The sequence below is a fragment of the Candidatus Microthrix subdominans genome (assembly GCA_016719385.1).
Taxonomy (GTDB): Bacteria; Actinomycetota; Acidimicrobiia; order Acidimicrobiales; family Microtrichaceae; genus Microthrix; species Microthrix subdominans.
On record JADJZA010000001.1, the window covers coordinates 525,264 to 549,931 of the forward strand.

Sequence of the window (24,668 nt, forward strand, 5' to 3'; positions counted from 1 at the left end):
TATGAACCTTCCGCTCCGCCATCTCTCGATTCGCGTGCCGTGGCATGACGCAGCCTGGAACGGCACCGTCTGTAACGACCCAGTGAACAACGGCTCCTGCCTGCGGCTCGGCAATATTCACGAGCGCCGCAATGATGAGGTTGAGGTCAAGGTCTCAGGCCGCAGAATCGACGAGCTCAATCAATTCGAGGTGCCGCCGTGTGTCGCCGAACGGGCGACGTTCATGGCTGATTTTCCAATCACGAGAACGTTCCAACACCCGTACAGCAAGAGTTCGTCGGTGCACAAGCACTATCGACCAACGCCCATCGAACTCCCCGCATTCACAGCGGGAGCCGTCCCATTCAAGTGGATGCTGCGCAACGAGGCCGTTGAGATCGCTGATTCCCTCGACCTCGTCTTCCACGATGATGCCGAGATGGCTGTCCGGGACCTCATGCAGTTCGGCTCGTCGTGGGTGCAGGACGTCAACAACCAAACTCGGATGCTCGATGCGTTCTTCTCTGCGATCGAACCCCAGCGCTCCTTGGCGTTCTTCTACGCCAAGGAGGTACCTCATACCGAGCAGGCTGGACGGGTTCTCGTCGGCGTCGGTTGGGTCACTAAGTATGGACCGGCAATCGAGTACGACTACGACCTCGGCGAGGGGCACCCAACGCGGTCGATGATCTGGGAGCGCGTCGTTCATCATTCGATCCGTCCCGATGTAGTTGACGGCGGGTTCCTGCTTCCGTATCACGAGGCGATGGAACGGGCGGCCGCAGACCCCTCCTACGATCCTGAAGATGTGGTCGTATTCGCTCCAAACGAAGCATTCGAGCAGTTCTCCTACGGCTCGGAGCACGTCTCCCACGATCATGCGATCGCATCGCTACTCGCCATCATCGAAGGGCTGCAGCGGGCGCAAGATTCGCTTGGCAACAGCTATGCAGCCGAGATCCGTTGGTCGCAGGAACGGCTAGGTGAGCTCTGGAAGCTCCGCGGAGCATTTCCGGGGCTCGGCTCGGCATTGTCGGCGTTCGGCGTGAACCACGGGCACTTGCTGGCGTTTCGAGTGGCCGACGGCCTTTCCGAAGAAGACGATCCATGGCCAGCCGTCCAAGCTGCGCTCGACGACCCGTCATCAGTCGGTGAGGAGTGGGTCGGTCGTGTTGGTCCGACGATGGCAAAGAAGCTGGCGGAACTACCCAGTGAACGTCGAGCTTTGCTGCACCTGCTCGCAAGGTTCGATCTTTCGTCTGCCCAGGCCACGCGCTTCTACGTGCCCGAGGAACGTCACCAGGCCGGTATTGATCTCGCTGACGCTGAGCTGGTCGAGAATCCCTACCTGATCTACGAAACTGACCGAGTCAATCGCGATGCGACGCCAGTGACTGTCGTCGATCGCGGCTCGTTCCCAGCACCAGCGGTGACGTCGGCGTTTCCCATGGCAGCGCCGTCGGCAATGACCGAGGGGCAGGATCCCCGACGTGTTCGTGCCCTGCTTGTCTCGGCCCTCGAGGATTCGGCAAATGACGGTCACACGCTGTTGCCACAGGACCAAATCATCAGGACCGTTCGATCGATGCCGGTCGAGCCGCCGTGTCCTGTCGACGGGGATTCCCTGGCCGCTGTCGAAAGCGATCTCTCACCGACTGTTCAGACCGCCAAGATGTTTGACGGCCGCCCGGGCTACCAGCTCGACCGTCTTGCTGCCGCCCGCACGCGAATTGGCACCGAGGTTCGAAAGAGGGCGACAGCAAAAAAGCGCCACCAAGTTCAAGCCGACTGGGGCGCAGTATTGGAGGACGTGCTCCAATCCACGTCGGTGCCTGACGAGGTGGAGACACTTGCCCGTCAGGAGAAGGCAGCGGCTCTGGAGGAGATGGCTGCGGCGCGATTCTCGGTGGTGGTCGGCGCAGCGGGCACGGGCAAAACAACCTTGCTGGCAGCGTTGTGCACGCAGCCATCGATCCAAGGCGCCGGTGTCACGCTGCTTGCTCCAACTGGCAAGGCTCGGGTCCAGCTCGAGCGGGGGCTTGGGGGTCTGACCGGTATTCGGGCCCGGACGATCGCCCAATTCCTGGTGCCGACCGGCCGCTATGACCCCGCTACCGCTCGGTACTGTCGATCAAAGGAACCCCCGGCGGTCACTGGGGGGACAGTCGTCATCGACGAAGCTTCGATGCTGACGGAGGAGCAGCTCGACGCTGTACTGGACAACGTCAGCCAGATCGAGCGGCTGATCCTCGTCGGTGACCCGCGACAGCTCCCCCCGATCGGCGCGGGCCGCCCGTTCGTCGACATCGTCGAGTTCCTGAAGGACGGTGTTATATCGCCCTTCCCGAAGGTTGGCCCGTCGTTCGCCGAACTGACGATTCTCCGGCGGCAGCGTCCTGGGGCAGACCCGGAGGAATACCGTCACGATCTAGCACTGGCGCAATGGTTCGGCGGAGAGGCTCCGAGTGCCCTCGCCGAGGAAGCATGGGGGCAAGTCCTGTCTGGAAGCCCCAGCGAAACACTTCGATTCGAGCAATGGGACTCGTCGACAGACGTCTTCGAACGGCTCCAGGAGCTGCTCGTTGACGAGATCGATGAGATTTCGGACGTCGATGATCAGACCGGTTTTGGCGCTTCGCTCGGTGGAGTCATCAGCGGCGATTACGTGTACTTCAACAACAGCCGTCCGAACAGCGAAGGAGCGGGTGCGAAGTGCGAAAACTGGCAGATCCTCAGTCCGATTCATGCTACGGGGGCAGGCGTGACCGAATTGAATCGGTCGATCCACCGACATTTCCGAGCCGACTTGATCGAGACAGCGCAGGCATTCGTTAAATACGGGCGAAAAGTGCCCAAGCCCATGGGCCCGGAAGGAATCGTCTACGGCGACAAGGTCATGAACAACCGGAACCACCGGCACAAGGACGTGTACCCGGAGGAGTTCGCTGAGGGGAGCCCATTCACGGGGCCGGCCGAGTTCGTCGCCAATGGCGAGATCGGGATGGTCGTCGGGCAGTTCAAGCGTCGCGGTCAGAAGTTCAAGGTCACACGCCTCAAGGTCGAGTTCTCAACACAGCTCGGCGCCGAGTACGGCTATGGGGCCAGGTACCTTCCAAAGGACGGCGGTGATCCGATACTTGAACTGGCCTACGCGATCACAGTTCACAAGTCGCAGGGTTCGGAGTTCGGCACGACCTTCCTGATCGTGCCAAATCCGTGCCGTCTGCTGTCAAGGGAACTCCTCTACACGGCACTGACCAGACAAACCAAACGTGTTGTAGTGCTCCACCAAGGACCGCTGAACGACCTCCTCTCCTACTCCTCGGTTGATCATTCGGTGACTGCGCAGCGGTACACGAACCTGTTCCGCGACCCACAGCCACAGGATGTCGGGGGCGGTCGATTCCTCGAAGCAAACCTGATTCATCGGACCTCCAACGGAACGCTGGTGAGATCGAAGAGCGAAGTGATCGTTGCGAACGCGCTTTCGGCTGATGGCGTCGAGTTCGCCTACGAGAAGCAGTTCCGCGGTCATGACGACACCATCCGGCTTCCCGACTTTACGATCGAGGATGCGGCCACGGGTGAAACCTATATCTGGGAGCACCTGGGTCTGTTGTCGAACCCGGAGTATGCCCAAGCCTGGGAGCGTAAGAGGGCCTGGTATGCATCGAGTGGTGTGAAGGAAGGGGGTGGGGATGTCGCTACCTTGCTCGTCACGACTGATGACGAACGAGGCGGGATCGACTCTTCCGATGTGCAGACCAAAGTGCAAGAGATCGGATGAAGCGGTGGCGCAACTTTGCTCAGCGAACTGGAGCACCTCACTTGGGTGACCAATGCGGGGTGGTCCGTTCTTGGTTGCTCGATGGTTGAGCCTGTGGTGACGTACTTGGTTGATGGCGGCAGTTCGCCAGGTGAGGTCGCCCTGCTAGGAGCCGGGCATTAAAGCCTCGTTACGTGTTCCCCTCACCTCACGCAATTCTTATCAACCATGGCCCGCATAATTACTGGACCGACTATTCAGGCTTCAAATGAGTAGGCCGATCAAACGCACGGGTAATCTCGCCGTCCCCTTCGGGACGGGCTAGTCTGCCGATGATCGATGAGCATGACGGTCCGGCGCTGAGAAGGTCCTGTGTGTATCGGAAAATGAGCTCCGGATCTAGTGAGCTGTAAGGGGGCGCGTCACGGGCACCCATAGGGTCGACGGCGTCTGCCAGGTGGCCTGCTAGCCAGCCCAGCCCCACGCTCGCCAGGTCGGTTTCGAGGGCGAGAGCGTGTGATCGGGCGATCGAGTTCAACTCTTTAGACCCGCAGGAGCTTGAAAGTAGTTTCAATTGCGCCTCTAAGTTGTGTTCGCACCTGTCCGCTGCGAGCTGGGCGTTATCAGTCTTGAATTGGTTCGCCCGAACGCTTTGCATCAGATATCCGAGCGCGATACCGAGTATTAGGCTGACGGTGATGGCGATGACCGCGGTGAACATGGAGATGTAGCCGTCGTGAGGACCTCCAAGCACGTAGCCGATCGCGGCCGCCCAAGCGATGCCGAACCCCGAGGTCGCCACGACTGCTCTGGGGCTAGTCGCCGGCGTAGGTGGGAGCAGTCCAGACAGATGCGACGCAGATTCTTTCGGAGCGTATTCCATTAGTGCTCCTTGGAGGTGGGGAGAGGCTCGAACAGACGGAAATTCCAGTCGCCGCGTCCAACTTTGCCATACTTGGTGATATCAATCGGCGGCGGCGTGTAGGCTGTTAGGTGTTGCGTAAGTCGATGAATAAATATCGCCGTTGGTCGCGTGTTGTCATCAGCATCGTCCTCGTCCTCCTCCGCGAAGACGAGTTGGCTTTCTGCCTCAAAATCGTTCCAATAGCAGAGGGCAATTGATGAAGCATTATCGTCCCCCACCCTACGTCCCGGCATAACGGTGCCACCACCGAGTACGAACAGAGCGTCCGGCCGGTGGTCTCGGTTCGGAATGTGTCTACATGCGTTTACGTATGACTGCGCAATCGAAAGAAACTGTGGCCGCGAGGCGTATCCGACCACGCCCCCGAACGGCATTGCTGGGGTGCCGGTAGCAGTGGGTGGGCGATCCTTGACTAGTGCCTTTACTGACTCGACATTGCGAACGGCCTCCTCGACGGTTTTTTTTGTAAGCGAGGTTTTGACCTCGATCGTTCCTGAGACAGACTCGATCGGAACTATCCCGAGGTCTTCGGAGCGTAGAAGCGACGATACGTTCTTCGAATCCACGACTACGAGATCCTGCTGACGGCTGATCGACGTCGTGCTGATGATCTGGCCGCTGAAGAGGTTGTAACCTGTCGGCAGTATGTCGCGCAGTGCGCTTTTCAGTATCCCCTCCAGATACTCGCCACGAGCGAGGTCGTGGCCGAAGGCGTTCCGAGCCGCTTGGAGCGCACCGGCCAGTTGGCTGGCAAATAGGACGAAGCCAGCAGAGACCCTACGACGGTGTTCTTCCTCCGAGACCGGCTCGCCAGGTTCTGGTGCTGTAGCCAAGGGAACGCCTCCTTTGGGGGTCGCCACCGGGGTGGCGTCGAACTCAAGGGTCAACCCGCACGGCGCCAAATTCGACCGGTGGTTCCGACCGACGGCGTTGGCGACCGATGAACGTTGGGTTTCTGAACTTGTTGATCAGTTAAGACGATTAGAACTCGTATGTCGAGGTAAATCTGGACCGATCGGCAAGACGAGGACCACTCCGGGACGGTAGGGGGAGAGTTGGGCCCAGGGAAGGGCGGGCGCTCAGGCTGACTTGCAATGAGTGGGATAGTGTTCAATGTTCAGGTGCCTCCTGCTTAAGTAGCTGCGCGGGCGGTACGCAGCGATGTCGACCATGCATCACGGAGAACCTGGTCGAGATCGAGGCCGATAATTGGCGCAGCCGACCGTTTGCATGGATAAGGACGGATCCGACGCACGCTGCGCTCTCCAAATCGAACTTTCGTACGGGTGCAGCGGTGAGCTCTTTCCGGCGACGGTCGGTGACATCACTGTCGGATTGCGGAAGCCGGGCGAAGGCTGCCTCAATGTTGTGGTCTTGAGGGCAACGACCCAGCCCTATCGCAGGCCACCCGGGCTGCCCTTGGAGGTTAAACACCTTCTGTAGAGGTCTTTGTAGCAGTGCTCGAACTATCCGAGATATTGGATCGCTCTGCTGGTCTTTCAGCTTCACCGGCCAGCTACAGCGTGGTCTAGTATTGCGCAGTCTCGGCCGGATCGCTCCGGCGCTGGTGGTCGGCGACGGCTTGTTTGGCCGTGCATCAACCAAGGGGGAACATGGCAGCGACGACTGACGAGGTGCTGCGTGCACCGCTGGTGATCGAATATCCGTTTCGGCGGACGACGGGGCCGGTGATTGGGGCGTTCTTCACCGCACTGCGGGAAGGTCGCCTGTTGGGCATCAAGGCCGCCGATGGTTCGGTGATCTGTCCGCCCCAGGAATACGACCCGGTGAGCGCCGAGCCGCTGACCGAGCTGGTGCTGGTGGGCGACACCGGCACGGTCGAATCGTGGACGTGGGTGACCGAACCCCGGGAGGGCCAGCCGTTCGATCAGCCGTTCGCCTGGGCGTTGGTGCGGCTGGACGGCGCCGATACCCCGATGCTGCACGCCTTGGACGTTGCCTCCCCCGACGACGTGTCGGTGGGGCAGCGGGTCCGGGTGGTGTGGTCCGAGGAGCGCACCGGCGCCATCACTGACTTCCACTTCGCCCTGGATTCCGATGAGCCGACGGAGGCTTCGTCATGAGTGGCGACGATCGAACCATCTCCACCCTGCCCGACGGCCTGTGGATCCAGCCGGACATCGACACGACGGCGATCGACGTGCTGGCCGACACCGAGACGGTGGCCAGCATCCGCACGCCGGCGTCGCTGACCTACAGCTACACGCCGGGCACCGCCCGATCGGGCTTTCTGCGAGGCATGGCCGAGAAGCGGCTGATGGGGGAGCGAGACTCCGAGTCGGGCACGGTGTACACACCGCCGACCGGCGTGATCCCCACCAACGGCCTGGCGGCCAGCGAGCAGGTGGAGCTGGCCCATGTGGGCACGGTCACCAGCTACTGCGTGGTGAACGTGCAGTTCTCAGGCGGCGACCACGACCTGCCGTACGTGACCGCCCTGGTGTTGCCCGACGGCTCGGGCGTGCCCCTCTACGGGCTGATCCAGGAGACCCCCTTCGACCAGATCCACAGCGGCATGCGGGTGGAGGCGGTGTGGGTGGACGACGACGACCTGGCCACCAGCTTCGAGAACATCAAGTGGTGGCGACCCAACGGCGAAGAAGACGCCGACCCTGCCAGCTACGCCCAACACGTCTGAGGTGCCTGTGACTACTTCGAACTTTTCAGCAGGCCGCGACGTTGCCATCGTCGGGTTTGCCCAAACCAAGCACGTGCGTGCAGCGGACACGCTGAGCGAGGTGGAGCTGATCCAACCGGTGATCGCCGAGGTGATGGACCAGGTGGACCTCGACCACCACGGCTTCGACTTCTACTGCTCCGGCTCGTCGGACTACCTGGCCGGGCAGGCGTTCAGCTTTGTGATGACGCTGGACGCCATCGGCGCCTGGCCGCCGGTGGCCGAGAGCCACGTGGAGATGGACGGCGCCTGGGCGCTGTACGAGGCGTACCTGAAGATCCGCTCGGGCCACGCCGACACCGCCCTGGTGTACGGCTACGGCAAGTCGAGCCCCGGCGACCTGCCCCGGGTGCTCAGCCGCATGTGCGAGCCCTATTACACCGCCCCGCTGTGGCCCACCTCGGTGGAGCTGGCCGCCCTACAGGCCCGGGCCTGCATCGAGGCCGGGGTGACATCGGAGGCCGAGATGGCCAAGGTGGCCGCCCGAAGCCGCCGCAGCGCCCGGAACAACCCCAACGCCCAGCTGGCATGGGACGGCTCCGCTGAGGACGTGCTGGCCGGCGACTACGTGGCCAACCCGCTGCGCCGCGACGACTGCGCGCCAATCACCGACGGTGGCGCCGCCATCGTGTTGGCATCGCCCGAACGGGCCGCCGAGCTGTGCTCGCGTCCCGCCTGGATCACCGGGCTGGACCACCGCATCGACGCCCACGCTTTGGGCGTGCGCGACCTGACCCGGGCCCCGTCGGCCCGGCTGGCAGCCGAGGGCGCCGGCGTTGGCGACGGCCCGGTCGACGTGGCCGAGCTGCACACCTGCTTCACCCACCACGAGGCGATCCTGCGCAACGAGCTGGGCCTGGCCGACGACGTGGTCGTCAACCCGTCCGGTGGGCCGCTGGCCGCCAACCCGATGATGGCCGCCGGCATGATCCGAATCGGCGAGGTGGCCAACCGCATCTTCGACGGGTCGGCCAACCGGGGCGTGGCCCACGCCACCGGCGGACACCTGATGCAACACAACCTGGTGGCGGTGCTGTCCGCCGATCAGCCGAGTGCTGGGCAGTCCAGTACGTCCAACCAGCCGGAGGGCAGCCGATGAGTTCCAACCGTGTAGCCGTCGTCGGAACCGGACAGACCAAGTACGCCTCCACCCGGGGCGACGTGTCGCTGGCCGGGCTGTTGCGGGAGGCCGTGTTTCGGGCGCTCGAGGACGCCCACATGACGATGGCCGACATCGACGCCATCGTCGTCGGCAAGGCGCCCGACTTCTTCGAGGGCGTCATGGTGCCCGAGTACGCCCTGGCCGACGCCATCGGCGCAGTGGGCAAGCCGCTGTTGCGGGTGCATACCGCCGGGTCGGTGGGCGGCTCGACCGCCATCGTGGCGGCCAACCACATCGAGTCGGGTGTGGCCCGCCGGGTGCTCACCGTGGCCTGGGAGATGCAGAGCTGCTCGGAGGCGATGTGGGCGCTGTCGTTCCAGATCCCGTTCCAGCAGCAGCTGGTGGCGGGTGCCGGCGGCTACTTCGCCCCCTACATCCGCAACTACATCGCCCGGTCGGGTGCGCCCGACGATATTGGCATCCAGGTGGCGGTGAAGGACCGGCTGAACGCGCTGCGCAACCCGTATGCGCACCTGCACGAGCCGGAGATCACCTACGACTCGGTGCGCGAGTCGCTGATGTTGTGGGATCCGATCCGCTATTCGGAGACGTGTCCGTCGTCCGATGGTGCGTTTGCGATGGTGCTCGGTGATGAAGCGACCGCTGATGCGGCGGCGGCTGAGGGGCGTCAGCCGGCGTGGATTCAGGGGATGGCCTTGCGTTCGGAGCCGGCAATGGCGGCCGGGCGTGATCAGGTGAACCCGCAGGCCGGGCGTGATTGTGTGGCCGACGTGTACGCCCAGGCTGGGATCACGAACCCGATCGAGGAGATTGACGCGGTTGAGTGTTACGTGCCGTTTAGTTGGTATGAGCCGATGTGGATGGAGAACCTGGGGTTTGCTGAGGTGGGGGAGGGTTGGAAGCTGACCGAGTCGGGTGCGACCGGCCCGGATGGGAAGTTGCCGGTGAACTGTTCGGGTGGGGTGTTGTCGTCCAATCCGATTGGTGCGTCGGGGATGATCCGTTTTGGTGAGGCGGCGATGCAGGTGCGGGGCATGGCCGGTGATCATCAGGTTGATGGTGTGCGCCGGGCGCTGGGTCACGCCTACGGCGGTGCGACACAGTTCTTTGCGATGTGGGTGGTCGGCACCGACAAACCCTGACGGCGCAGCGGCACCGTGCCAAGCAACCCAGCCCAATAACACCCGAACTCGGGACGATCCTGCCGGTCAGGACCGGCGCGATCGTCCTGAATTCAGCAGTGGTTCCGCAACGAGTGCCAGATCGACCGTCTCAGTGAGCGCAACCAGGTCAACCCCCGGCCGCCTGCCAGCCCATGGAGGTCATCAACTGGCTGGCAGCCATCTACTCGGCCGAATTTTGGCGCCTCCGCCGAGCGGTCAGGAGCATGGTTACACCGAGCACTAAAGCCATCCCAGCGAGCGCCGAGATGAATCGGATCTGTGCCCCTGTGGCAGCGAGACCCCCGGTTTGATTCGGCTGAGTCTTTGAGCCAACTGTTGCGGCCGGCGTTGACGACGTCCCAAGTGGCGATGGAGCAGCGACCTCATTCTTGGCTGGGCCGGGGCGCGTCGCTGGAGCGACTGGTTTAGGTGCGGCCGTCGGCGCAGGCGTGGGAACCGGGTCTGTAGTCGATGCTGACGAAGCAGGATCATCGCCAGAAGAGGGTGCGTTCGGGTCTGTCACAACTGGCGGGGTTGTTGTTGTCGGCGCACCGGACGTACCGGTCTGATCCTCGGGTACCTCAACCTGTACGGTCTGCCGCGCCAGCGAAGTGCCGAGGTCGTCGTCCACCGCCATGAGCACGATCTCGTAGGTGCCCGAAGCCTCGTAGCTATGCGTGGCTTGTGGACCTTCAGCGACAGCGCCATCGGCAAAGAAGAACTCGTAGCCGACCACCTCAGACTCATCGGTCGACCCGCTTCCATCAACCATGACGGTTCCAGGCTCCCCCTGTGTCACTTCAAACGCGGCGACCGGCGGCTCGTTCGGATCCTTCAGTTCCACTGTGGAGAACGTGAACGGCTCTCCTTCGGGCGGTACGTCAAGGCCGTAGAACTCAACCGTCCATTCGCCGGGCTCGGGCCACAGCACCGACACCGTCTCGTAGGACGCACCTCGGTCAGAAGTCACGTCCGAGTCTTCGTTTCCTCGGAGGATCTGCCTACCCGACGGCCCGGTCAGCCGCATCTCGATATCACTGCCGATCCAACTATTGGTGAAAGTGATTTGGCGGAGCCTTTCCGTCACGTCGAAGGCTTCAGAAATGAGCTGACGAGGCATGATGGTGGCGGTAGGGGTGCACCCTTGAGCCGTGCCACCGCCAATAACCGCTCGGACCTGCTGGAATTCGCAGGTCAGGTTCAAAGCCGAGTCCAACGAGCGGTATGAGCCGCCTGTCGAAGCGGCTATCTCCTGGAGCACCGTTTCATCGACCGCCGTTCCCAAACCGAAGGTGTAAACCTTCCATCCCTTGGACGCGAAGCAGGCAGCTTCGTCGTTGTAGGAGCCGTCACCGTCGGTAAAGAAGAGGGCAGCCCGCTTGGAGCCACGCGCCGCATCCAGAGTGGTGCAGCCCTCGGAGAGACCCGCACCAAGGTCGGTGCCCCCGTCGGAATCGATCGTCGCGATTGCGTCATACAAGGCTTGGCGGTTCGATCCCACTTGTACGGGAGGACTAGCAACGCGACTGGAGCCATCGAAGTCGATCACGGCGACCTCGTCGGTCGGGTCGGAGGCAGCGAGAAACGCCCGTGCGGCGTCGCGTCTGCGATCTTCGGGGTCGTTCCAGCCCATCGATCCTGACGAGTCGACGATCAGAGCGGTAGACACGTCCGGAGTGCCCCCGCCACCCGGACTTTCCGACGAGAACTGCTCCCGGGCAACCATCGAGCCGACGTGTCGTCCAACCCAACTCCGCTTATAGCTCTCCTTGTGAACCCCGACACCGCCTATGAGTGCCAGGTCGGCCAGGTCGCCTGCCGACAAGCCGTCGTCACGGTCGCTTTGGCAAACAAGGTCGGCATACATGCAGTAGTTGTAAGTGGCGTTCTTTATGTAGTCAGGGGAGAAGACCTGCCGGCGATGCCGCCACGCCCTGGTTCTGGAAATCCGAGCACCCGACCACCGCCACCTGGGTCGAAGGTTGGGTCCGGCAAGTAGCACAAGGGCGGCAATTGCCTCCTTGTCGGAACCGCGTACGAACCCGGCCCCCCCTTGATCGCCCAAGCACCCTGGGAGTAGCCGGCCAGTACGATGCGCGTAGTGGGGCATTTCGTGTGAATGGCGGCTACCCAAACCCGAGTTTCCGTCCTTGCCTGGTCGACTGAATCGAGGATGTTGGGATCCCCCCCCAACCAATATTCCATTGGCACGGCTGGGTAGCGGACCGGCAGAAACGAGGTTGTGAGGCCCTTTGGGGTCAGCGCCTTCGCCAACCCTTCGTAGACGCCGTAGACCTCTGCCCCTAGTCCGAAGTGATCGTCAAGGCTTTGACCGCTTCCGCGCGCCCCGAGAACGATTGCGTTCGTACACGGCCGATCTAGAGCCCACTCGCCCGCGCCGGGATCTGCTTCGGCCGCAGACGCCGGAGCGGTCTGCCCGGTGAGGCCGATTACGAGGCCTGTCAGAAGGACCCCTGCCATAGCAGCGGCAAATCCTGGCTGGATGCGTCGTAGTGACATGAGGATCCCCGTTCAATTGTGTGGCTGCGAAGAGTATTCAGTTGTACGCTGGCCGTCAATCGGGCCTCCGCCCGAGCACTGGCGCTTTGCAGGACGCACGGACGACCTGGCTGAACGCGTTGCATAAGCCGTATGGGCACCTGCACGAAGGTCGGAAGTCACCTATGACTCGGTGCGTGAGTCGTTGATGTTGTGGGACCGATCCGCTATTCGGAGACGTGTCCGTCGTCGGATGGTGCGTTTGCGATGGTGCTCGGTGACGAGGCGACCGCTGATGCGGCGGTGGCTGAGGGGCGGCGCGGATTCAGGGGATGGCGTTGCGTTCGGAGCCGGCGATGGCTGCGGGGCGTGATCAGGTGAACCCGCAGGCCGGGCGTGATTGTGTGGCCGATGTGTATGCCCAGGCGGGGATCACGAACCCGATCGAGGAGATCGACGCGGTCGAGTGTTACGTGCCGTTTAGTTGGTATGAGCCGATGTGGATGGAGAACTTGGGGTTTGCCGAGGTGGGGGAGGGTTGGAAGCTGACCGAGTCGGGTGCGACCGGTCCGGACGGGAAGTTGCCGGTGAACTGTTCGGGTGGGGTGTTGTCGTCGAACCCGATTGGTGCGTCGGGGATGATCCGTTTTGGTGAGGCGGCGATGCAGGTGCGGGGCATGGCCGGGGATCATCAGGTTGATGGTGTGCGCCGTGCGCTGGGTCACGCTTACGGCGGTGCCACACAGTTCTTTGCGATGTGGGTGGTCGGCACCGACAAGCCCTGACGTCGCCGCGGCGCCGTCACGTCAGCAGCTCGTGTTGCGCCCGTAGCGCTCCAATCGAACTGATGCGCGGCGTTGTCAGAGGCCTACCCGAGTACCTCAACCGCCTGAAGCGCATGCCACCGGTCACCGGGATTGGCAGAGGCCCAGCCCGCTTCCTCGGCATCCATGTTGCCGAGAAAGCCGAACCGTCGGCGTATAGAGCGAACCCACCCGACCACGTCGACCGGTTTGGTGAGGTAGCCGATCTGCTCAGCGGTGAACGACGATTCCTCGCGCGCATCGAGCACATCTGCCGCAGCGACGGGCTTGTCGCCGAGCCCATCATCGACAATGTCGAAAAAGCACTTCAGTACCCAGATCCGGCGCACGAGGGGCTCATCGAATGTTCGCCCAGCGCACCAGGCGAGGTCGTAGAGATCGCGGGCAAGACTGGTTCGGCGGTACCTGGCCAGCTTCTCGGCGATCTGCTCCTCGAGTGTCATTACGGGGTACTCGGTAGGTCGAAGTCGTAACGCTTGTGAATCGGGAGCGGAACGAGTGGCGCTGTGACCGGCGGCAACCACAGCCCGCGAGTCGACAGGTCGATCTTCGCGCCAATGCCCGGGCGACCAAACGGGGTGGTCAACCACGAGATCGGCTCGTCGATTGCCGCCTCGGTTCTGGAGAGCAAACCAAACCCGTCGATCTCGGCACCGTCGAGCGTGTCGAGTACCAGCGCTGCCGTTGCCTCGTCCTCGACGGCGAAGTCCAGATCGGTCGAGAAGCGGCCAGCATTCCCGGCCCGACACTTTCTCAGCGCGGTCCCACCTTTCAGCACCACATCGAGATCGAACACGCCTTGCTGGTGGAGCAAAGCGAGAGCGTGGTCTTGAGCAATGTCGAGCAGTGCTGGATCGCGCCCGCCGGATCGACCTTGGAAGTGCTGGGAGAGGTAGCCCTCGGTGATCCTCATGCCGTTGGCGGCTTGGCCGCTGCCTTGGTCGACCACCAAGTCGGAAAGATGTGGTCGATGACCTCGAAACGCGACGAGAACTTGGATTTCATGTCCCGGGGACCGAGGTGGAACGGTCCGCCACCAGGGGGTGCCCCCGAGAACAGCGCCTCGCCCATCTCGTCCTGCTCACCAATAGACAGCAGGTAGCTCATTCGAGCCCAGGCGCTCCGAGGCTGTCCGGCCAGCTCGTTTTGAAGCGCCTCGACGGACGTCAGCTTCGCCGCTACTGCGATCCATTCGCTCACGTTCGGCCAATCGCGGTAACGCTCAGGTCGTGCACCCATGAAGGCCAGCAGCGTCGACACCGACCAGACCGGAAGCCCTTCGTGGTCGTCATACGTCTCCGTACCTGACCACCGCACGACCCGGAAATGGTCGAGCGACTTCGGGATGTTCACCTCCGGGGGCGCGCCGATGACGTGCGGATCCGGAGAACGGGTTGATAGCCCATGCAGCCAGGCGGCCGACTCCGCCGCGACTGCTCCGTCGAATGGTCGCGTTGCGAGTCGCGCTCGAAGCTCGATAAAGGGGTCGCCACCGCCAAATGCTCCGGCTCTTGCGCCGGGCGCGAACTCCCATACTCCCGGTGACCGCAGTGGAAGCAGCCAGCCTCGCTCCCGAAGCATCCGAGCACCGTGGGCCGCAGTGGTCGAAGATTTGGTCTGGTCGATCAACTCATCGAGAAGGCTCAGCGTGACCAGCGTGGGCTGTTCCAGCTCGAGCGCCTCGAGCAACGGAGCAACCGAACGTGGCACGCTTCTCTCGATCGAGGGCACATCGTTACTCTAGTCACTACAAGCACACCTTCGACTCATATAGCTCGTAAGTGGTGCTCTACTGACTAGTCGGCCTGGTGATCGCTTTCGACCCAGGCGACCGCATGATCTCCACCCTTCAAAGTGGTCGGTGGGCCAGCCCGATGATGGCCGCTGGCATGATCCGCATCGGCGAGGTTGCCAACCGGATCTTCGACGGGTCGGTCAACCGGGGCGTGGCCCACGCCACCGGTGCGGCCCGCTGGGTGCTGACCGTGGCCTGGGAGATGCAGAGCTGTTCGGAGGCGATGTGGGCGCTGTCGTTCCAGATCCCGTTTCAGCAGCAGCTGGTGGCGGGTGCGGGCGGCTACTTCGCTCCGTACATCCGCAACTACATGGCTCGGTCGGGTGCGCCCGACGATATTGGCATCCAGGTGGCGGTGAAGGATCGGTTGAACGCGTTGCGCAACCCGTATGCGCATCTGCACGAGCCGGAGATCACCTATGACTCGGTGCGTGAGTCGTTGATGTTGTGGGATCCGATCCGCTATTCGGAGACGTGTCCGTCGTCGGATGGTGCGTTTGCGATGGTGCTCGGTGACGAGGCGACCGCTGATGCTGCTGTGGCTGAGGGGCGTCAGCTGGCGTGGATTCAGGGGATGGCGTTGCGTTCGGAGCCGGCGATGGCTGCTGGGCGTGATCAGGTGAACCCGATCGCCGGTCAAGAGTGTGTGGCCGATGTGTATGCGCGGGCGGGGATCACGAACCCGATCGATGAGATCGACGCGGCCGAGATTTATGTGCCGTTCAGTTGGTATGAGCCGATGTGGATGGAGAACTTGGGGTTTGCCGAGGTGGGGGAGGGCTGGAAGCTGACCGAGTCGGGTGCGACCGGTCCGGACGGGAAGTTGCCGGTGAACTGTTCGGGTGGGGTGTTGTCGTCGAACCCGATCGGTGCGTCGGGGATGATCCGTTTTGGTGAGGCGGCGATGCAGGTGCGGGGCATGGCCGGGGATCATCAGGTTGATGGTGTGCGCCGTGCGCTGGGTCACGCTTACGGCGGTGCCACACAGTTCTTTGCGATGTGGGTGGTCGGCACCGACAAGCCCTGACGGCGCCGCGGCGCCGTTTGCTCTACCGAACTCGGGACGATCCTGCCGGTCAGGATCGGCGCGATCGTCCCAGGTATGGCGTGGTTCTTGGTGAACCATTCCCCAGTTTCTTCCTGTTACCGTTGCCGGTCCGAGTGGAGGTGGAGATGAGCGAGTTCGAGGACTTCGTTCGACTGAGTTTTGATGGCGGCCGGATTGGCGAGATGCCGGACGGGCCGCCGGCGCTGCCGATTGACCTGCTGCCCGAGGTCGTCGCCTACCGAGACCTCCTCGTGGCCGTCGCTCGGGAGGTCTACCTCAGCCGTCGTCCCCACCGGCAGCGGATCCCGCGGAACTTCGCTGATGATCTCGGCCTGGTTCTTCGGCGGTTGGACTCCGGCAGTGTCGCTCCGGTGCTGGAGCGGCTTGTTACCAATGGGGACCAATTGCCGCTTACTGAGGATGAGCTGGCGGCTTCTCAGCGGATGATCGAGGATGCGCTGAGGTCACCGGCGCGGGCGCAGACCTTGCCTCCCGAGCTACGGACCTCGGCGGCAACGGTGGCGCTGAAGAACTTCGGGCGCAACCTTCGCCCCGACGAGTGGGTGTCCATCTCACGAGCAGGCGAAGCAGTCTCCGATCCGGTCCGGTTCGACGAAGGTACTCGCAGGGTTCTCTTGGCATCGTTGGCCGGGACCCATTCGGAGGTTGCCGAGGAGGTCGCCCGAATTGCGGCTCTCGACTCAAAGGGGCATAAGGCGACGCTGCAGTCAGAAGCTGGTGAACTCTTCACGGTCGAATATACCGAGAACGACTGGGCCCTGCTTCATGACAACCTGCGTCCGGATGGACTGGGCCCTCGCGTGGCCGTCGAAGTCGAGTTCAAAATCGGCCACGATGGGGGAAGGAAGGGGGTCGGGGAACTCTTGGGGATCAGCGTTGTTGAAGTTGAGCTTGGTGCTTTTGACGCCGCCCAAGATGCGATCGTTGCAACAAGCGGCCTCGAGTCCGGCTGGATTGATGGGCAATGCGGAGAGCCGATACCTGAACAGCTACGGGCGAGCGCTCTCGATGTCCTGCAGGCCCTCTCCCACGAACGCCTTCCGCCTCCGTCTGATGCGTACGCAACTGGGGAACAGAGCATCCGCCTCTGCTGGTCGGGGTCTGGGTGGATGACGTCGCTGGATGTGTTTGAAGACGGGATCGTTGAGGTCGTCGGAACCCATGAGGACCGCCATCCATCAACCATCCTGGAATACCCCACGGTCCCCGACCTGATTGCCCAGATCGGGGTTCTCGAGGATCTCACCAGTGAGTGACGAGCCCTGCGAGGCTTCGATGACGGGGCATCCTTCTGCGGTTTGGCGCAATGTGTTGCCAACCCAGATGTATCCGTCCGGCATCAAGTTTCGGTTCGATGTCTTCATGCCTGCTTCAGACGACCTTAAGCACTCCTGCGTGGACTCGCACAAGATCGAGCTCCAGGACTTCGTTGACCTGTGGGGGACACGAAACCGCACGACCGTAGGAGTGGCGCATTTCCACGTGTCTGATGTGCTTGATGCCGCCGAGCTTGAGGGCGTCACGATGGATGTAGTCGACGACAGCAGTTGCGACGGTGTCGATGATGGCTTCCACTGCTTCATCGACTTTCGACGTGTGGAACACAAGCCCCGGAGACGAGCCGTCGCGCAACGGCTTCACCTCAAGTCTGAATACGTCGCGGCGTCACCGGCGACGATTGAATAGTCCTCCAGCAAGCAAGGGTGGTGGTATGGGTGCTGAGCGGTACGCTTGGCTATAAGCCCTGGAATGGCTCGCTTCAGCGGCCACCAGGGCTTCCATCGTTTTGATCCCTTACTGGCCGCATGGCGACCCGTTGCGTATATGCTTTCGTCATGGATGCGGCGATGTTGGTGAAAGCGGCACGTGAGGAGGCCAACCTGACCGTTCGAGCGCTGGCGGCGCGGGCAGGCGTCGCTGCCTCGACGGTTTCTCGGATCGAGCGGCGTCAGATGGACCCAACCGTTGGCATGCTTGACCGACTCCTCGATGCTGCCGGTCAAACCCTTGAGCTCACTGCTCGTCGCTCGCACGAGGGGAGGCTCGGTGCGTTGACAGACGCCTGGCGGGTCCATCCGGATGGCACGGATCGTCCGGACTGGACCCGGCTGAGGGTATTCCTCGACTACCTCTGGCTCCACCCGGCGCTGACCCGGGCGGCGATCGCCGACAAGCCTGACCCGTCGGGATCGCAGGTCATGGACAACCTGCTGGCAGCGATGGCTGAGAAGCTCAGCGATGACGCCGAGCTGCCGCGCCCGTCGTGGACTGCTGAGATACCTGGGCTGAGTAGGCCATGGTGCACGCCTGCAACACCCCGGATGCATGCGGCTGCACAGAGCGCCACGGCTCCGCAACTGGTGGCCAGGGGCTTTGTTCTTGCGTCTAACAGCCTGTGGCGTGATCGGTGGAACGAGGTTGCGTGATGCCACCACTCACCGGTCTCGACATCCGGCTTTACCTCGGTGAGGTTGCCGATGCAATGGAGCCGATCGGTCCCCGGCACACGCTGATCCTGGTCGGCGGGTCGCTTCTGGCCTGGCATGGGCTTCGGGAGGCGACCTTTGATGTCGACAGCGTTCGACGGTTGGATGCTGAGCTCCACGGCTGAAGGTTCTCGGTGCGCCGTGGGCCCAGGTGTTCGTCATGAAGCTTTATGCCGGACGAGAACAAGACCGAGAGGATCTTGCAGCGATTTGGTCTCGGACGGGTTTCGTATCGCCAGAGGCCGCCGCAACGATGTTCCGGGAGGCCTATCCGCACGCTCCGGACGACGAGTTTCTCAGCAACTACATCCAGTCCCTTGTGATTGAGGCGGAAGGTCCGTGATCCGACTGTTCAACAGAAGGTGGAATCCTCGGGAGGGCTCGATCGATGATGGACTGGCGGAGGCGGTCGGCGGCCTCGTCCCGGTCCTCTCCGCCGAGATCCTTGAGGTCCCACCATTGCTGGGCGGGGTCGGCCATTGGGAGCCCCTCAGCGTCGGCGCACCAGGGAGGCGTCGCGGAAAGGTTCGCCGGCTCTTTGGTGATGCGCAGAACAAGGCTGGCGTCGGCTCGCCCAACGGCCGGGACCATGCCGGACTCCTCCAGAGGAATCGGGCCGTCGGAGTAGACGATGGTCAGCGTGGGATGGCGCCATGGGGTCAGCAGGTCGGGACCAAGATCAGCGGAGAAGGCGATCCGCACCTGCGACATCTTTGCGGTATCGAGGACCCGGCGTGCCTGATCCATGAGTGGCCGGGTGCTGTACCAGTAGGACTGTGGCTCGGCGAGGTGTGGTTTGGCATGGGCCTGGTAGAGGACGAGTAGCCGAGCGGGGTCGCCGGTATAGCCCCGGGGGGAAGCTGTGACAGCCCCCTTGTCGCTCAGCTGGGCCAGTACCTGTGAGACCCGAGGTTGGGTGACGCCCACCTCACGTGCGATCGCCATACCGGTGATCGGTTGGTCGAGCGCGATGAGGAGCCGAACCACCGCGCAGGTTCCTGCACCCCAGCTGCGAACCGAGCGCACTCGGCTGTCGGTCGCTGTCATCCTCTCAGGGTATAAGTGTTCTCTCATGGAAACAAGGAACACTCATACCCTGAGAGGTTCTAACGAAGCCGCGGCCTCGGCGGATGCGGCGGCGGCTGAGGGGTGTCAGCCGCAGTGGATTCAGGGGATGGCGCTTCGGTCGGAGCCGGCGATCCCTGACCGGGTCGCTCGACCCGAACTGGAGGGTCGAGATCAGCTGATGTCGCGGTACGCTGGTTTGCATGGCTGGAGAGAAGATCTGGACAGCAGCGGAGTTGGAACGGCTCTCACCGGATGAGCGCGCCGCGATCGTAAAGGCTGGATTCGTTACCGACCCGAGCCAGGTGCCCCCTGACCTACTCGATCGGGCTCGGCGGAAGGTCGAGCGACGGATTGCGGCCACCGAGGGGTCTCAAGCGGGCTGATGAACCCCTCCCGTCGAGCTGTTCGGGTTGCCCCACACTTCTTCGACGAGCTGGACGCGATCTTCGGGCCCGGCAGGGGGCCAAACGGTGAGCCGTCGTCGACCGATTTCTTGCTGATCGACCTGCCGCTTATCGCCGATGCGTTCGCTGAACGGTTCGACGAGCTTCAGCCGATGTTTGCCGATCGCGATGACTACCGGTTGCTGGTCGCAACCGGGAGTTTGGCGAAGGCCGCGCTGGTGACTGGCCAACTCTTGGCTGACGGCTCCATCGTCTTGATTGAGATCGAGATCGACCCCTATTGACCGGAGGCGAAACGGCCCTTCAACCTTTCGTCGACCTGGGTTGAGCGACAAGCTCCAGCTCGAGGGCCTCCGTGAGCGCAACAAGCGTGGCGAGGGTGGGGTTGGGCCCCTGGGCGGAAAAGAGCCGCCTGACCATCTCTGGGCGGAGATCAGCACGGCGCGCCAACTCGGCCTTGCTGAGGTGGAGGTTGGACCGCCGTTCGTCGAGCATTCGGATGAATGAATCGATCTGACCGATTCGTCGCCGAGCGGCCTGGTACTCGCGCTCATAGTCGGGATCCGCCCGCCGGGCTTCGAGGTATCGCTCTGCTCCGGTGCGCGCGGTTGACATGCTCGCCAGCATAGCGTGTCTTTTATGATACGCAATGCTCTGGCTCAGGGGCGGCAGACACGCTCGTGAGACCGACCCGCTGTTCGTTCATGTGCCCCTCGGCAGGGCTCGATCGATGATGGCCTGCTGGAGGCGGTCGGCGGCCTCGTACCGGTCTTCGCCGCCGAGATCCTTGAGGTCCCACCATTGCTGGGTTGGGTCGGCCAGGGGAGACCCTCTACTTCGGCGGGCCAGGAGGCGTTGCAGAAAGGTCCGCCGACTATTCGGTGATGCGTAGAACGAGGCTGGCGTCGGCTTGACCTTCGGCTGGGACCATCCCGGATTCCTCCAGCGGAATCTGGCCGTCGGCGTAGACGATGGTCAGCGTGGGGTGGCGCCATGGGGCCAGCAGGTCGGGACCGAGGTCAGCGGATACGGCGATCCGCACCTGCGATGACTTTGCGGTGCCGAGGACCCGGCGTGCCTGATCCACATCGGCGGCGTTGCCACTGCTGTTGCCCGCTCCCTGTCGGGACCGGGCGGTACGCTTGGCCCATAAGTCCTGGGATGGCTCGCTTCGGTGGCCACCAGGGCTTCCATCGTTTTGATCCCTGTCTGGCTGACCGTCGGCGAGCTGTTGCGTATATGCTTACGTCATGGATGCGGCGATGCTGGTGAAAGCGGCATGTGAGGAAGCCAACCTGACCGTTCGGGAGCTGGCAGGGCGGGCAGGCGTCGCTGCCTCGACGGTTTCGCGGGTCGAGCGACGTCACATGGACCCAACCGTTGGCATGCTCGACCGGCTCCTCGATGCTTCCGGGCACGACCTCGAACTCCGTGCTCGTCGCTCGCACGAGGGGAGGCTCGGTGCGTTGACGGACGCGTGGCGGGTCCATCCGGATGGCACGGATCGTCCGGACTGGACCCGGCTAAGGGTATTCCTCGACTACCTCTGGCTCCATCCGGAGCTGATCCAGGCGTCGATCGCCGACAAGCCTGACCCGTCAGGATCGCAGGTCATGGACAATCTCCTGGCAGCGATGGCTGAGAAGCTCAGCGATGACGCCGAGCTGCCACGCCCGTCGTGGACTGCTGAGATTCCTGGCCTGAGTAGGCCATGGTGCACGCCCGCAACACCCCGGATGCAGGCGGCAGCGCAGAGCGCCACGGCTCCGCAACTGGCGGCCAGGGGCTTTGTTCTCGCGTCCAACAGCCTGTGGCGTGATCGGTGGAACGAGATTGCGTGATGCCACCACTCACCGGTCACCACATCCGGCAGTACCGCGGTGAGGTTGCCGATGCAGTGGAAGCCGATCGGTCTCCAGCACACGCTGATCCTGGTCGGCGGGTCGCTTCTGGGCTGTCATGGGCTTCGGGAGGGCAACCTACGACGTCCGTTTCGTGAACCTTCCACAACTGGCGGTCGACTGGTTGAGTGGCAGCGGACGAATGTCGGCAGAGGGCGAGGCGCTCCTCGATCATCGTGGTAGGCGCTCAAGCCGTGTACTTACGCGTCGCTGGATCGCTGCCGGACATCTCCGCATACACAACCGATGGCGGCGATGCTGGTTGGCATGGCGATATCATGAGATATCACAGTGAGAGGTTCGAATGGCCGACATTCTGATCCGAGGGGTTGCAGGCGACGTCGTTGCGGCCATCGACCTATCGGCGAAGCGCTTGGGACTTTCGCGTTCCGAGTACCTCAGGCGAGTGCTGGAACGAGAACGTCAGGAGGGCTTTGGGCCCGTGAGCGTTGCCCAGCTCAGCCGGATGGCTGAGCTGACGGCCGACCTCGACGACCCTGACGTCATGTCCGGCGCTTGGTCGTGACCGTTTGGCTCGTTGACAAGTCGGCGTTTGGGCGCCTCCATCTGGCTGAGAACGCGCCTGAATGGGCGGCCAGGATTGAGCGCGGACTGGTCCGGATCTGCACGGTCACCCGTTTGGAAATTGGCTTCTCCGCCCGTTCGGCGACCGATCACCGGCTCGTGACGTCTCAGCCCCCGTTTGCGTCGATGCCGGTGGAGTACTTGACCCCCACCATCGAGGATCGGGCCATGGCGGTCCAAGCCCTGCTGGCAGCCCGGGGGCAGCATCGTGCGCCGTCGATTCCAGACGTGTTGATCGCTGCAACAGCGGAACTTGCTGAGCTCACCGTGCTTCATCTGGATAAGGACTTCGACCTGATCTCTGACGTCACCGGCCAGCCTGTCGAGCGCCTCGACCTCAGGTGAGCCACCAACCGAACAGCACGGATCCCGTCACGTAGGCGATGGCCATGAGGAAGCTGAGCGCAGCCCATGCCTCAAGGCGATCCCAGATGATCAGCGTCCGCTCAAGCGTGGCCCGATGTCGGATCACCTCGACACTGCGCGTCGACGTGTGGCTGGGATGCACGTACAGTTTCGGCTTCGGGTCGGGATGCTGGTCCGCTACGTGAGGGAGCGCATATGTCTGGTGCCGGGACAGCCGATTTCGAGGATCGCGACGACTTTGTTGCTTCTGATCGGGGGTTCATCGCAGCGCTCGATCCCATGGTGATCACGGCCGACGACGGTCGCGTGGTGTGGGACATGGACTGGGGGTTCCTCGATGCCGAGTGCCCGTCGACGGTCAACCCGAGCCTGTGGCGCCAAGCGCAGCTGACCGCGAAGCACGGGCTGTACAAGGTGACCGACGGCATCTACCAGGTGCGCGGCTTCGACATGTCGAACATGACACTTGTCGAGGGCGAGAACGGGGTCATCGTCATCGACCCGTTGATTTCCGAGGAGGTCGCGGCTGCGGCGCTGGCGCTGTACCGCGCACACCGTGGCGATCGAACCGTGACTGCGGTCATCTACACCCATGCGCACCTGGACCACTTCGGTGGCGTCCTCGGCGTGGTCGACGCCGACACCGAGGTGCCAATCCTCGCTCCGGAGCACTTCCTGGAGCATGCGGTCTCGGAGAACGTCTACGCCGGGACTGCGATGTTGCGTCGCTCGATGTACTACGCGGGCATCAACCTCGACAAGAGCCCCACGGGCACCCTCGGCATCGGGCTTGGCGCCGGCGGCTCGACCGGAACGCCCGGCCTGATCGCACCCACGGTCGACATCACCCACACCGGCCAGGAAGAGGTCCTCGACGGGGTGCGCATCGTCTTCCAGATGACGCCTGGCACCGAGTGCCCGTCCGAGATGAACTTCTACTTCCCAGACCGGCGTGCGTTGTGCATGGCCGAGAACGCAACGCACAACCTGCACAACCTGTTGACCCTGCGCGGCGCTCAGGTTCGTGACCCGCGTATCTGGTCGCGCTACCTCAACGAAGCCATCGATCTGTTTGCCCGCGACGCGGACGTGTCGTTCGCATCGCACCACTGGCCGACGTGGGGCACCGACGCCATCGTCGGGTACCTGATCGCCCAGCGCGATCTGTACGGCTACCTGCACGACCAGACCCTGCGGCTGATCAACCAGGGCTACGTCCACAGCGAGATCGCCGAGATGATGGAGCTGCCCCCGGTACTCGAACAGGCGTGGCACACCCACGGCTACTACGGCTCGGTCAACCACAACGTGAAGGCCATCTACCAGCGCTACCTCGGCTGGTACGACGCCAACCCCGCCCACCTCTGGATGCACCCGCCCGAAGCCGCAGCGACCCGCTACGTCCAGGCGATCGGCGGCATCGATGCCACCATCGCCCGGGCCAACGAGTTCTACGACGCCGGCGATCTTCGCTTCGCCGCCGAGCTGGCCAGCCACGCCGTTTTTGCCGGCCCCGACAACCTCGCCGCCCGCGAGCTGCTCGCCTCAGCCCTCGAGCAGCTCGGCTACGGCGCAGAGAACGCGACCTGGCGCAACAGCTTCCTCACCGGCGCCCAAGAGCTTCGGACCAACACCGTCGACCACACCGACATCAACAGCGCGGGCCTCGCTCCTGCGCTGACCGTCACCCAACTCTTCGACTCCATCGCCATCCGCATCGACGGGCCCTCCGCATGGGACGCACACCTCACGATCGCCTGGCACATCACCGACGCCGACGAGTACTACCGCATGGAGCTGAGCAACGGCGTGCTCATCCACCACCCAACCGACTCGTTGCCGGCCGCCGATGCCACAATCACGGCGACCCGACAGCAACTCGTCGCACTTCTGATGGCCGGCAACGCCGACGGGGTCACCATCGACGGTGACTCCGCCGTCCTCGCCACCCTCATCGGGCACACCGACCAGCCAAACCCCGACTTCGCGATCGTCACGCCCTGACCGCGGGCGACCA

General features: G+C 63.2%; 25 protein-coding genes and 2 pseudogenes. 16 read left to right on the top strand and 11 right to left on the bottom strand.

Annotated features, from left to right (window positions below; genetic code table 11):
* The first annotated feature begins 1 nt into the window (after nucleotide 1).
* Complete coding sequence (locus IPN02_02490) at nucleotides 2-3,766, top strand: AAA family ATPase (GenBank protein ID MBK9295748.1); 3,765 nt, start codon at nucleotides 2-4, stop codon at nucleotides 3,764-3,766.
* Nucleotides 3,767-3,998: 232 nt separating this feature from the next.
* On the opposite strand, the gene IPN02_02495 is transcribed toward IPN02_02490, so the two are convergent.
* The gene (locus tag IPN02_02495) at nucleotides 3,999-4,628 is read right to left on the bottom strand and encodes a hypothetical protein (GenBank protein MBK9295749.1); all 630 of its coding nucleotides are present in this window, start codon (nucleotides 4,626-4,628) and stop codon (nucleotides 3,999-4,001) included.
* Nucleotides 4,628-5,557 carry a hypothetical protein gene (locus IPN02_02500; GenBank protein ID MBK9295750.1) on the bottom strand — a complete coding sequence of 310 codons (930 nt, stop codon included), beginning with the start codon at nucleotides 5,555-5,557 and terminating at the stop codon, nucleotides 4,628-4,630. The genes IPN02_02495 and IPN02_02500 overlap by 1 nt, the downstream gene beginning before the upstream one ends.
* Before the next feature lie 726 nt (nucleotides 5,558-6,283).
* On the opposite strand from IPN02_02500, the gene IPN02_02505 reads away from it, so the two are divergent.
* The 4 genes from IPN02_02505 to IPN02_02520 are packed head-to-tail and all read left to right on the top strand — an operon-like array spanning nucleotide 6,284 to nucleotide 9,633.
* Nucleotides 6,284-6,754 carry a Zn-ribbon domain-containing OB-fold protein gene (locus tag IPN02_02505; protein MBK9295751.1) on the top strand — a complete coding sequence of 157 codons (471 nt, stop codon included), beginning with the start codon at nucleotides 6,284-6,286 and terminating at the stop codon, nucleotides 6,752-6,754.
* Nucleotides 6,751-7,329 (top strand): OB-fold domain-containing protein, encoded by a 579-nt coding sequence (locus IPN02_02510; GenBank protein ID MBK9295752.1) that lies wholly within the window; start codon nucleotides 6,751-6,753, stop codon nucleotides 7,327-7,329. The genes IPN02_02505 and IPN02_02510 overlap by 4 nt, the downstream gene beginning before the upstream one ends.
* A gap of 7 nt (nucleotides 7,330-7,336) precedes the next feature.
* Nucleotides 7,337-8,467: a thiolase domain-containing protein gene (locus IPN02_02515; protein ID MBK9295753.1), complete on the top strand. Its 1,131-nt coding sequence runs from the start codon at nucleotides 7,337-7,339 to the stop codon at nucleotides 8,465-8,467.
* Nucleotides 8,464-9,633, top strand: a complete 1,170-nt coding sequence (locus tag IPN02_02520) for a thiolase domain-containing protein (GenBank protein MBK9295754.1) — start codon at nucleotides 8,464-8,466, stop codon at nucleotides 9,631-9,633. Before IPN02_02515 ends, IPN02_02520 begins: the two co-directional genes overlap by 4 nt.
* Before the next feature lie 202 nt (nucleotides 9,634-9,835).
* On the opposite strand, the gene IPN02_02525 is transcribed toward IPN02_02520, so the two are convergent.
* Nucleotides 9,836-11,521, bottom strand: a complete 1,686-nt coding sequence (locus IPN02_02525; protein ID MBK9295755.1) for a VWA domain-containing protein — start codon at nucleotides 11,519-11,521, stop codon at nucleotides 9,836-9,838.
* Nucleotides 11,522-11,544: 23 nt separating this feature from the next.
* Entirely contained in the window at nucleotides 11,545-12,135 is a 591-nt protein-coding gene (locus IPN02_02530; GenBank protein ID MBK9295756.1) for a cutinase family protein, read from the bottom strand.
* A gap of 149 nt (nucleotides 12,136-12,284) precedes the next feature.
* Here IPN02_02530 and IPN02_02535 point away from each other — a divergent pair.
* Nucleotides 12,285-12,938 (top strand): annotated as a pseudogene (locus IPN02_02535) (thiolase domain-containing protein).
* Nucleotides 12,939-13,021: 83 nt separating this feature from the next.
* Here the strand turns inward: IPN02_02535 and IPN02_02540 are convergent.
* From IPN02_02540 to IPN02_02550, 3 genes are read right to left on the bottom strand one after another with little or no spacing between them, the layout of a single operon-like run.
* Complete coding sequence (locus IPN02_02540) at nucleotides 13,022-13,420, bottom strand: nucleotidyl transferase AbiEii/AbiGii toxin family protein (GenBank protein MBK9295757.1); 399 nt, start codon at nucleotides 13,418-13,420, stop codon at nucleotides 13,022-13,024.
* Nucleotides 13,420-13,890, bottom strand: a complete 471-nt coding sequence (locus tag IPN02_02545; protein ID MBK9295758.1) for a nucleotidyl transferase AbiEii/AbiGii toxin family protein — start codon at nucleotides 13,888-13,890, stop codon at nucleotides 13,420-13,422. The genes IPN02_02540 and IPN02_02545 overlap by 1 nt, the downstream gene beginning before the upstream one ends.
* Entirely contained in the window at nucleotides 13,887-14,708 is an 822-nt protein-coding gene (locus tag IPN02_02550) for a hypothetical protein (GenBank protein ID MBK9295759.1), read from the bottom strand. Before IPN02_02550 ends, IPN02_02545 begins: the two co-directional genes overlap by 4 nt.
* Before the next feature lie 227 nt (nucleotides 14,709-14,935).
* Here IPN02_02550 and IPN02_02555 point away from each other — a divergent pair.
* From IPN02_02555 to IPN02_02575, 5 genes and pseudogenes are all read left to right on the top strand, one after another.
* Nucleotides 14,936-15,799 (top strand): annotated as a pseudogene (locus IPN02_02555) (thiolase domain-containing protein).
* A gap of 146 nt (nucleotides 15,800-15,945) precedes the next feature.
* Nucleotides 15,946-17,097: a hypothetical protein gene (locus tag IPN02_02560; protein ID MBK9295760.1), complete on the top strand. Its 1,152-nt coding sequence runs from the start codon at nucleotides 15,946-15,948 to the stop codon at nucleotides 17,095-17,097.
* Nucleotides 17,090-17,527 carry a hypothetical protein gene (locus IPN02_02565; protein MBK9295761.1) on the top strand — a complete coding sequence of 146 codons (438 nt, stop codon included), beginning with the start codon at nucleotides 17,090-17,092 and terminating at the stop codon, nucleotides 17,525-17,527. The genes IPN02_02560 and IPN02_02565 overlap by 8 nt, the downstream gene beginning before the upstream one ends.
* Before the next feature lie 149 nt (nucleotides 17,528-17,676).
* Entirely contained in the window at nucleotides 17,677-18,267 is a 591-nt protein-coding gene (locus IPN02_02570; protein MBK9295762.1) for a helix-turn-helix transcriptional regulator, read from the top strand.
* Nucleotides 18,267-18,452 (top strand): hypothetical protein, encoded by a 186-nt coding sequence (locus tag IPN02_02575; protein MBK9295763.1) that lies wholly within the window; start codon nucleotides 18,267-18,269, stop codon nucleotides 18,450-18,452. The genes IPN02_02570 and IPN02_02575 overlap by 1 nt, the downstream gene beginning before the upstream one ends.
* Before the next feature lie 178 nt (nucleotides 18,453-18,630).
* Here IPN02_02575 and IPN02_02580 read toward each other — a convergent pair whose 3' ends face one another.
* Nucleotides 18,631-19,374, bottom strand: coding sequence for a winged helix-turn-helix transcriptional regulator (locus tag IPN02_02580; protein MBK9295764.1), 744 nt, complete (start codon nucleotides 19,372-19,374; stop codon nucleotides 18,631-18,633).
* 514 nt (nucleotides 19,375-19,888) lie between these two features.
* On the opposite strand from IPN02_02580, the gene IPN02_02585 reads away from it, so the two are divergent.
* Nucleotides 19,889-20,083, top strand: a complete 195-nt coding sequence (locus IPN02_02585; protein MBK9295765.1) for a hypothetical protein — start codon at nucleotides 19,889-19,891, stop codon at nucleotides 20,081-20,083.
* A gap of 19 nt (nucleotides 20,084-20,102) precedes the next feature.
* Here the strand turns inward: IPN02_02585 and IPN02_02590 are convergent, their stop codons facing one another.
* Both IPN02_02590 and IPN02_02595 read right to left on the bottom strand, forming a co-directional pair.
* A complete protein-coding gene (locus IPN02_02590) occupies nucleotides 20,103-20,426 on the bottom strand; it encodes a helix-turn-helix domain-containing protein (protein ID MBK9295766.1) in 324 nt (107 codons plus the stop codon).
* Nucleotides 20,427-20,673: 247 nt separating this feature from the next.
* Nucleotides 20,674-20,886 carry a hypothetical protein gene (locus IPN02_02595; GenBank protein ID MBK9295767.1) on the bottom strand — a complete coding sequence of 71 codons (213 nt, stop codon included), beginning with the start codon at nucleotides 20,884-20,886 and terminating at the stop codon, nucleotides 20,674-20,676.
* Nucleotides 20,887-21,049: 163 nt separating this feature from the next.
* Here IPN02_02595 and IPN02_02600 point away from each other — a divergent pair, with 163 nt between their 5' ends.
* The 3 genes from IPN02_02600 (at nucleotide 21,050) to IPN02_02610 (ending at nucleotide 22,630) form a co-directional block, all read left to right on the top strand.
* A complete protein-coding gene (locus IPN02_02600) occupies nucleotides 21,050-21,640 on the top strand; it encodes a helix-turn-helix transcriptional regulator (protein ID MBK9295768.1) in 591 nt (196 codons plus the stop codon).
* A gap of 364 nt (nucleotides 21,641-22,004) precedes the next feature.
* Entirely contained in the window at nucleotides 22,005-22,226 is a 222-nt protein-coding gene (locus tag IPN02_02605) for an antitoxin (protein MBK9295769.1), read from the top strand.
* Entirely contained in the window at nucleotides 22,217-22,630 is a 414-nt protein-coding gene (locus IPN02_02610) for a PIN domain nuclease (GenBank protein ID MBK9295770.1), read from the top strand. The genes IPN02_02605 and IPN02_02610 overlap by 10 nt, the downstream gene beginning before the upstream one ends.
* Here the strand turns inward: IPN02_02610 and IPN02_02615 are convergent.
* Entirely contained in the window at nucleotides 22,623-22,793 is a 171-nt protein-coding gene (locus tag IPN02_02615) for a hypothetical protein (GenBank protein MBK9295771.1), read from the bottom strand. The genes IPN02_02610 and IPN02_02615 overlap by 8 nt on opposite strands.
* Before the next feature lie 53 nt (nucleotides 22,794-22,846).
* On the opposite strand from IPN02_02615, the gene IPN02_02620 reads away from it, so the two are divergent.
* Nucleotides 22,847-24,655 (top strand): MBL fold metallo-hydrolase, encoded by a 1,809-nt coding sequence (locus IPN02_02620; protein ID MBK9295772.1) that lies wholly within the window; start codon nucleotides 22,847-22,849, stop codon nucleotides 24,653-24,655.
* Nucleotides 24,656-24,668 lie beyond the last annotated feature (13 nt).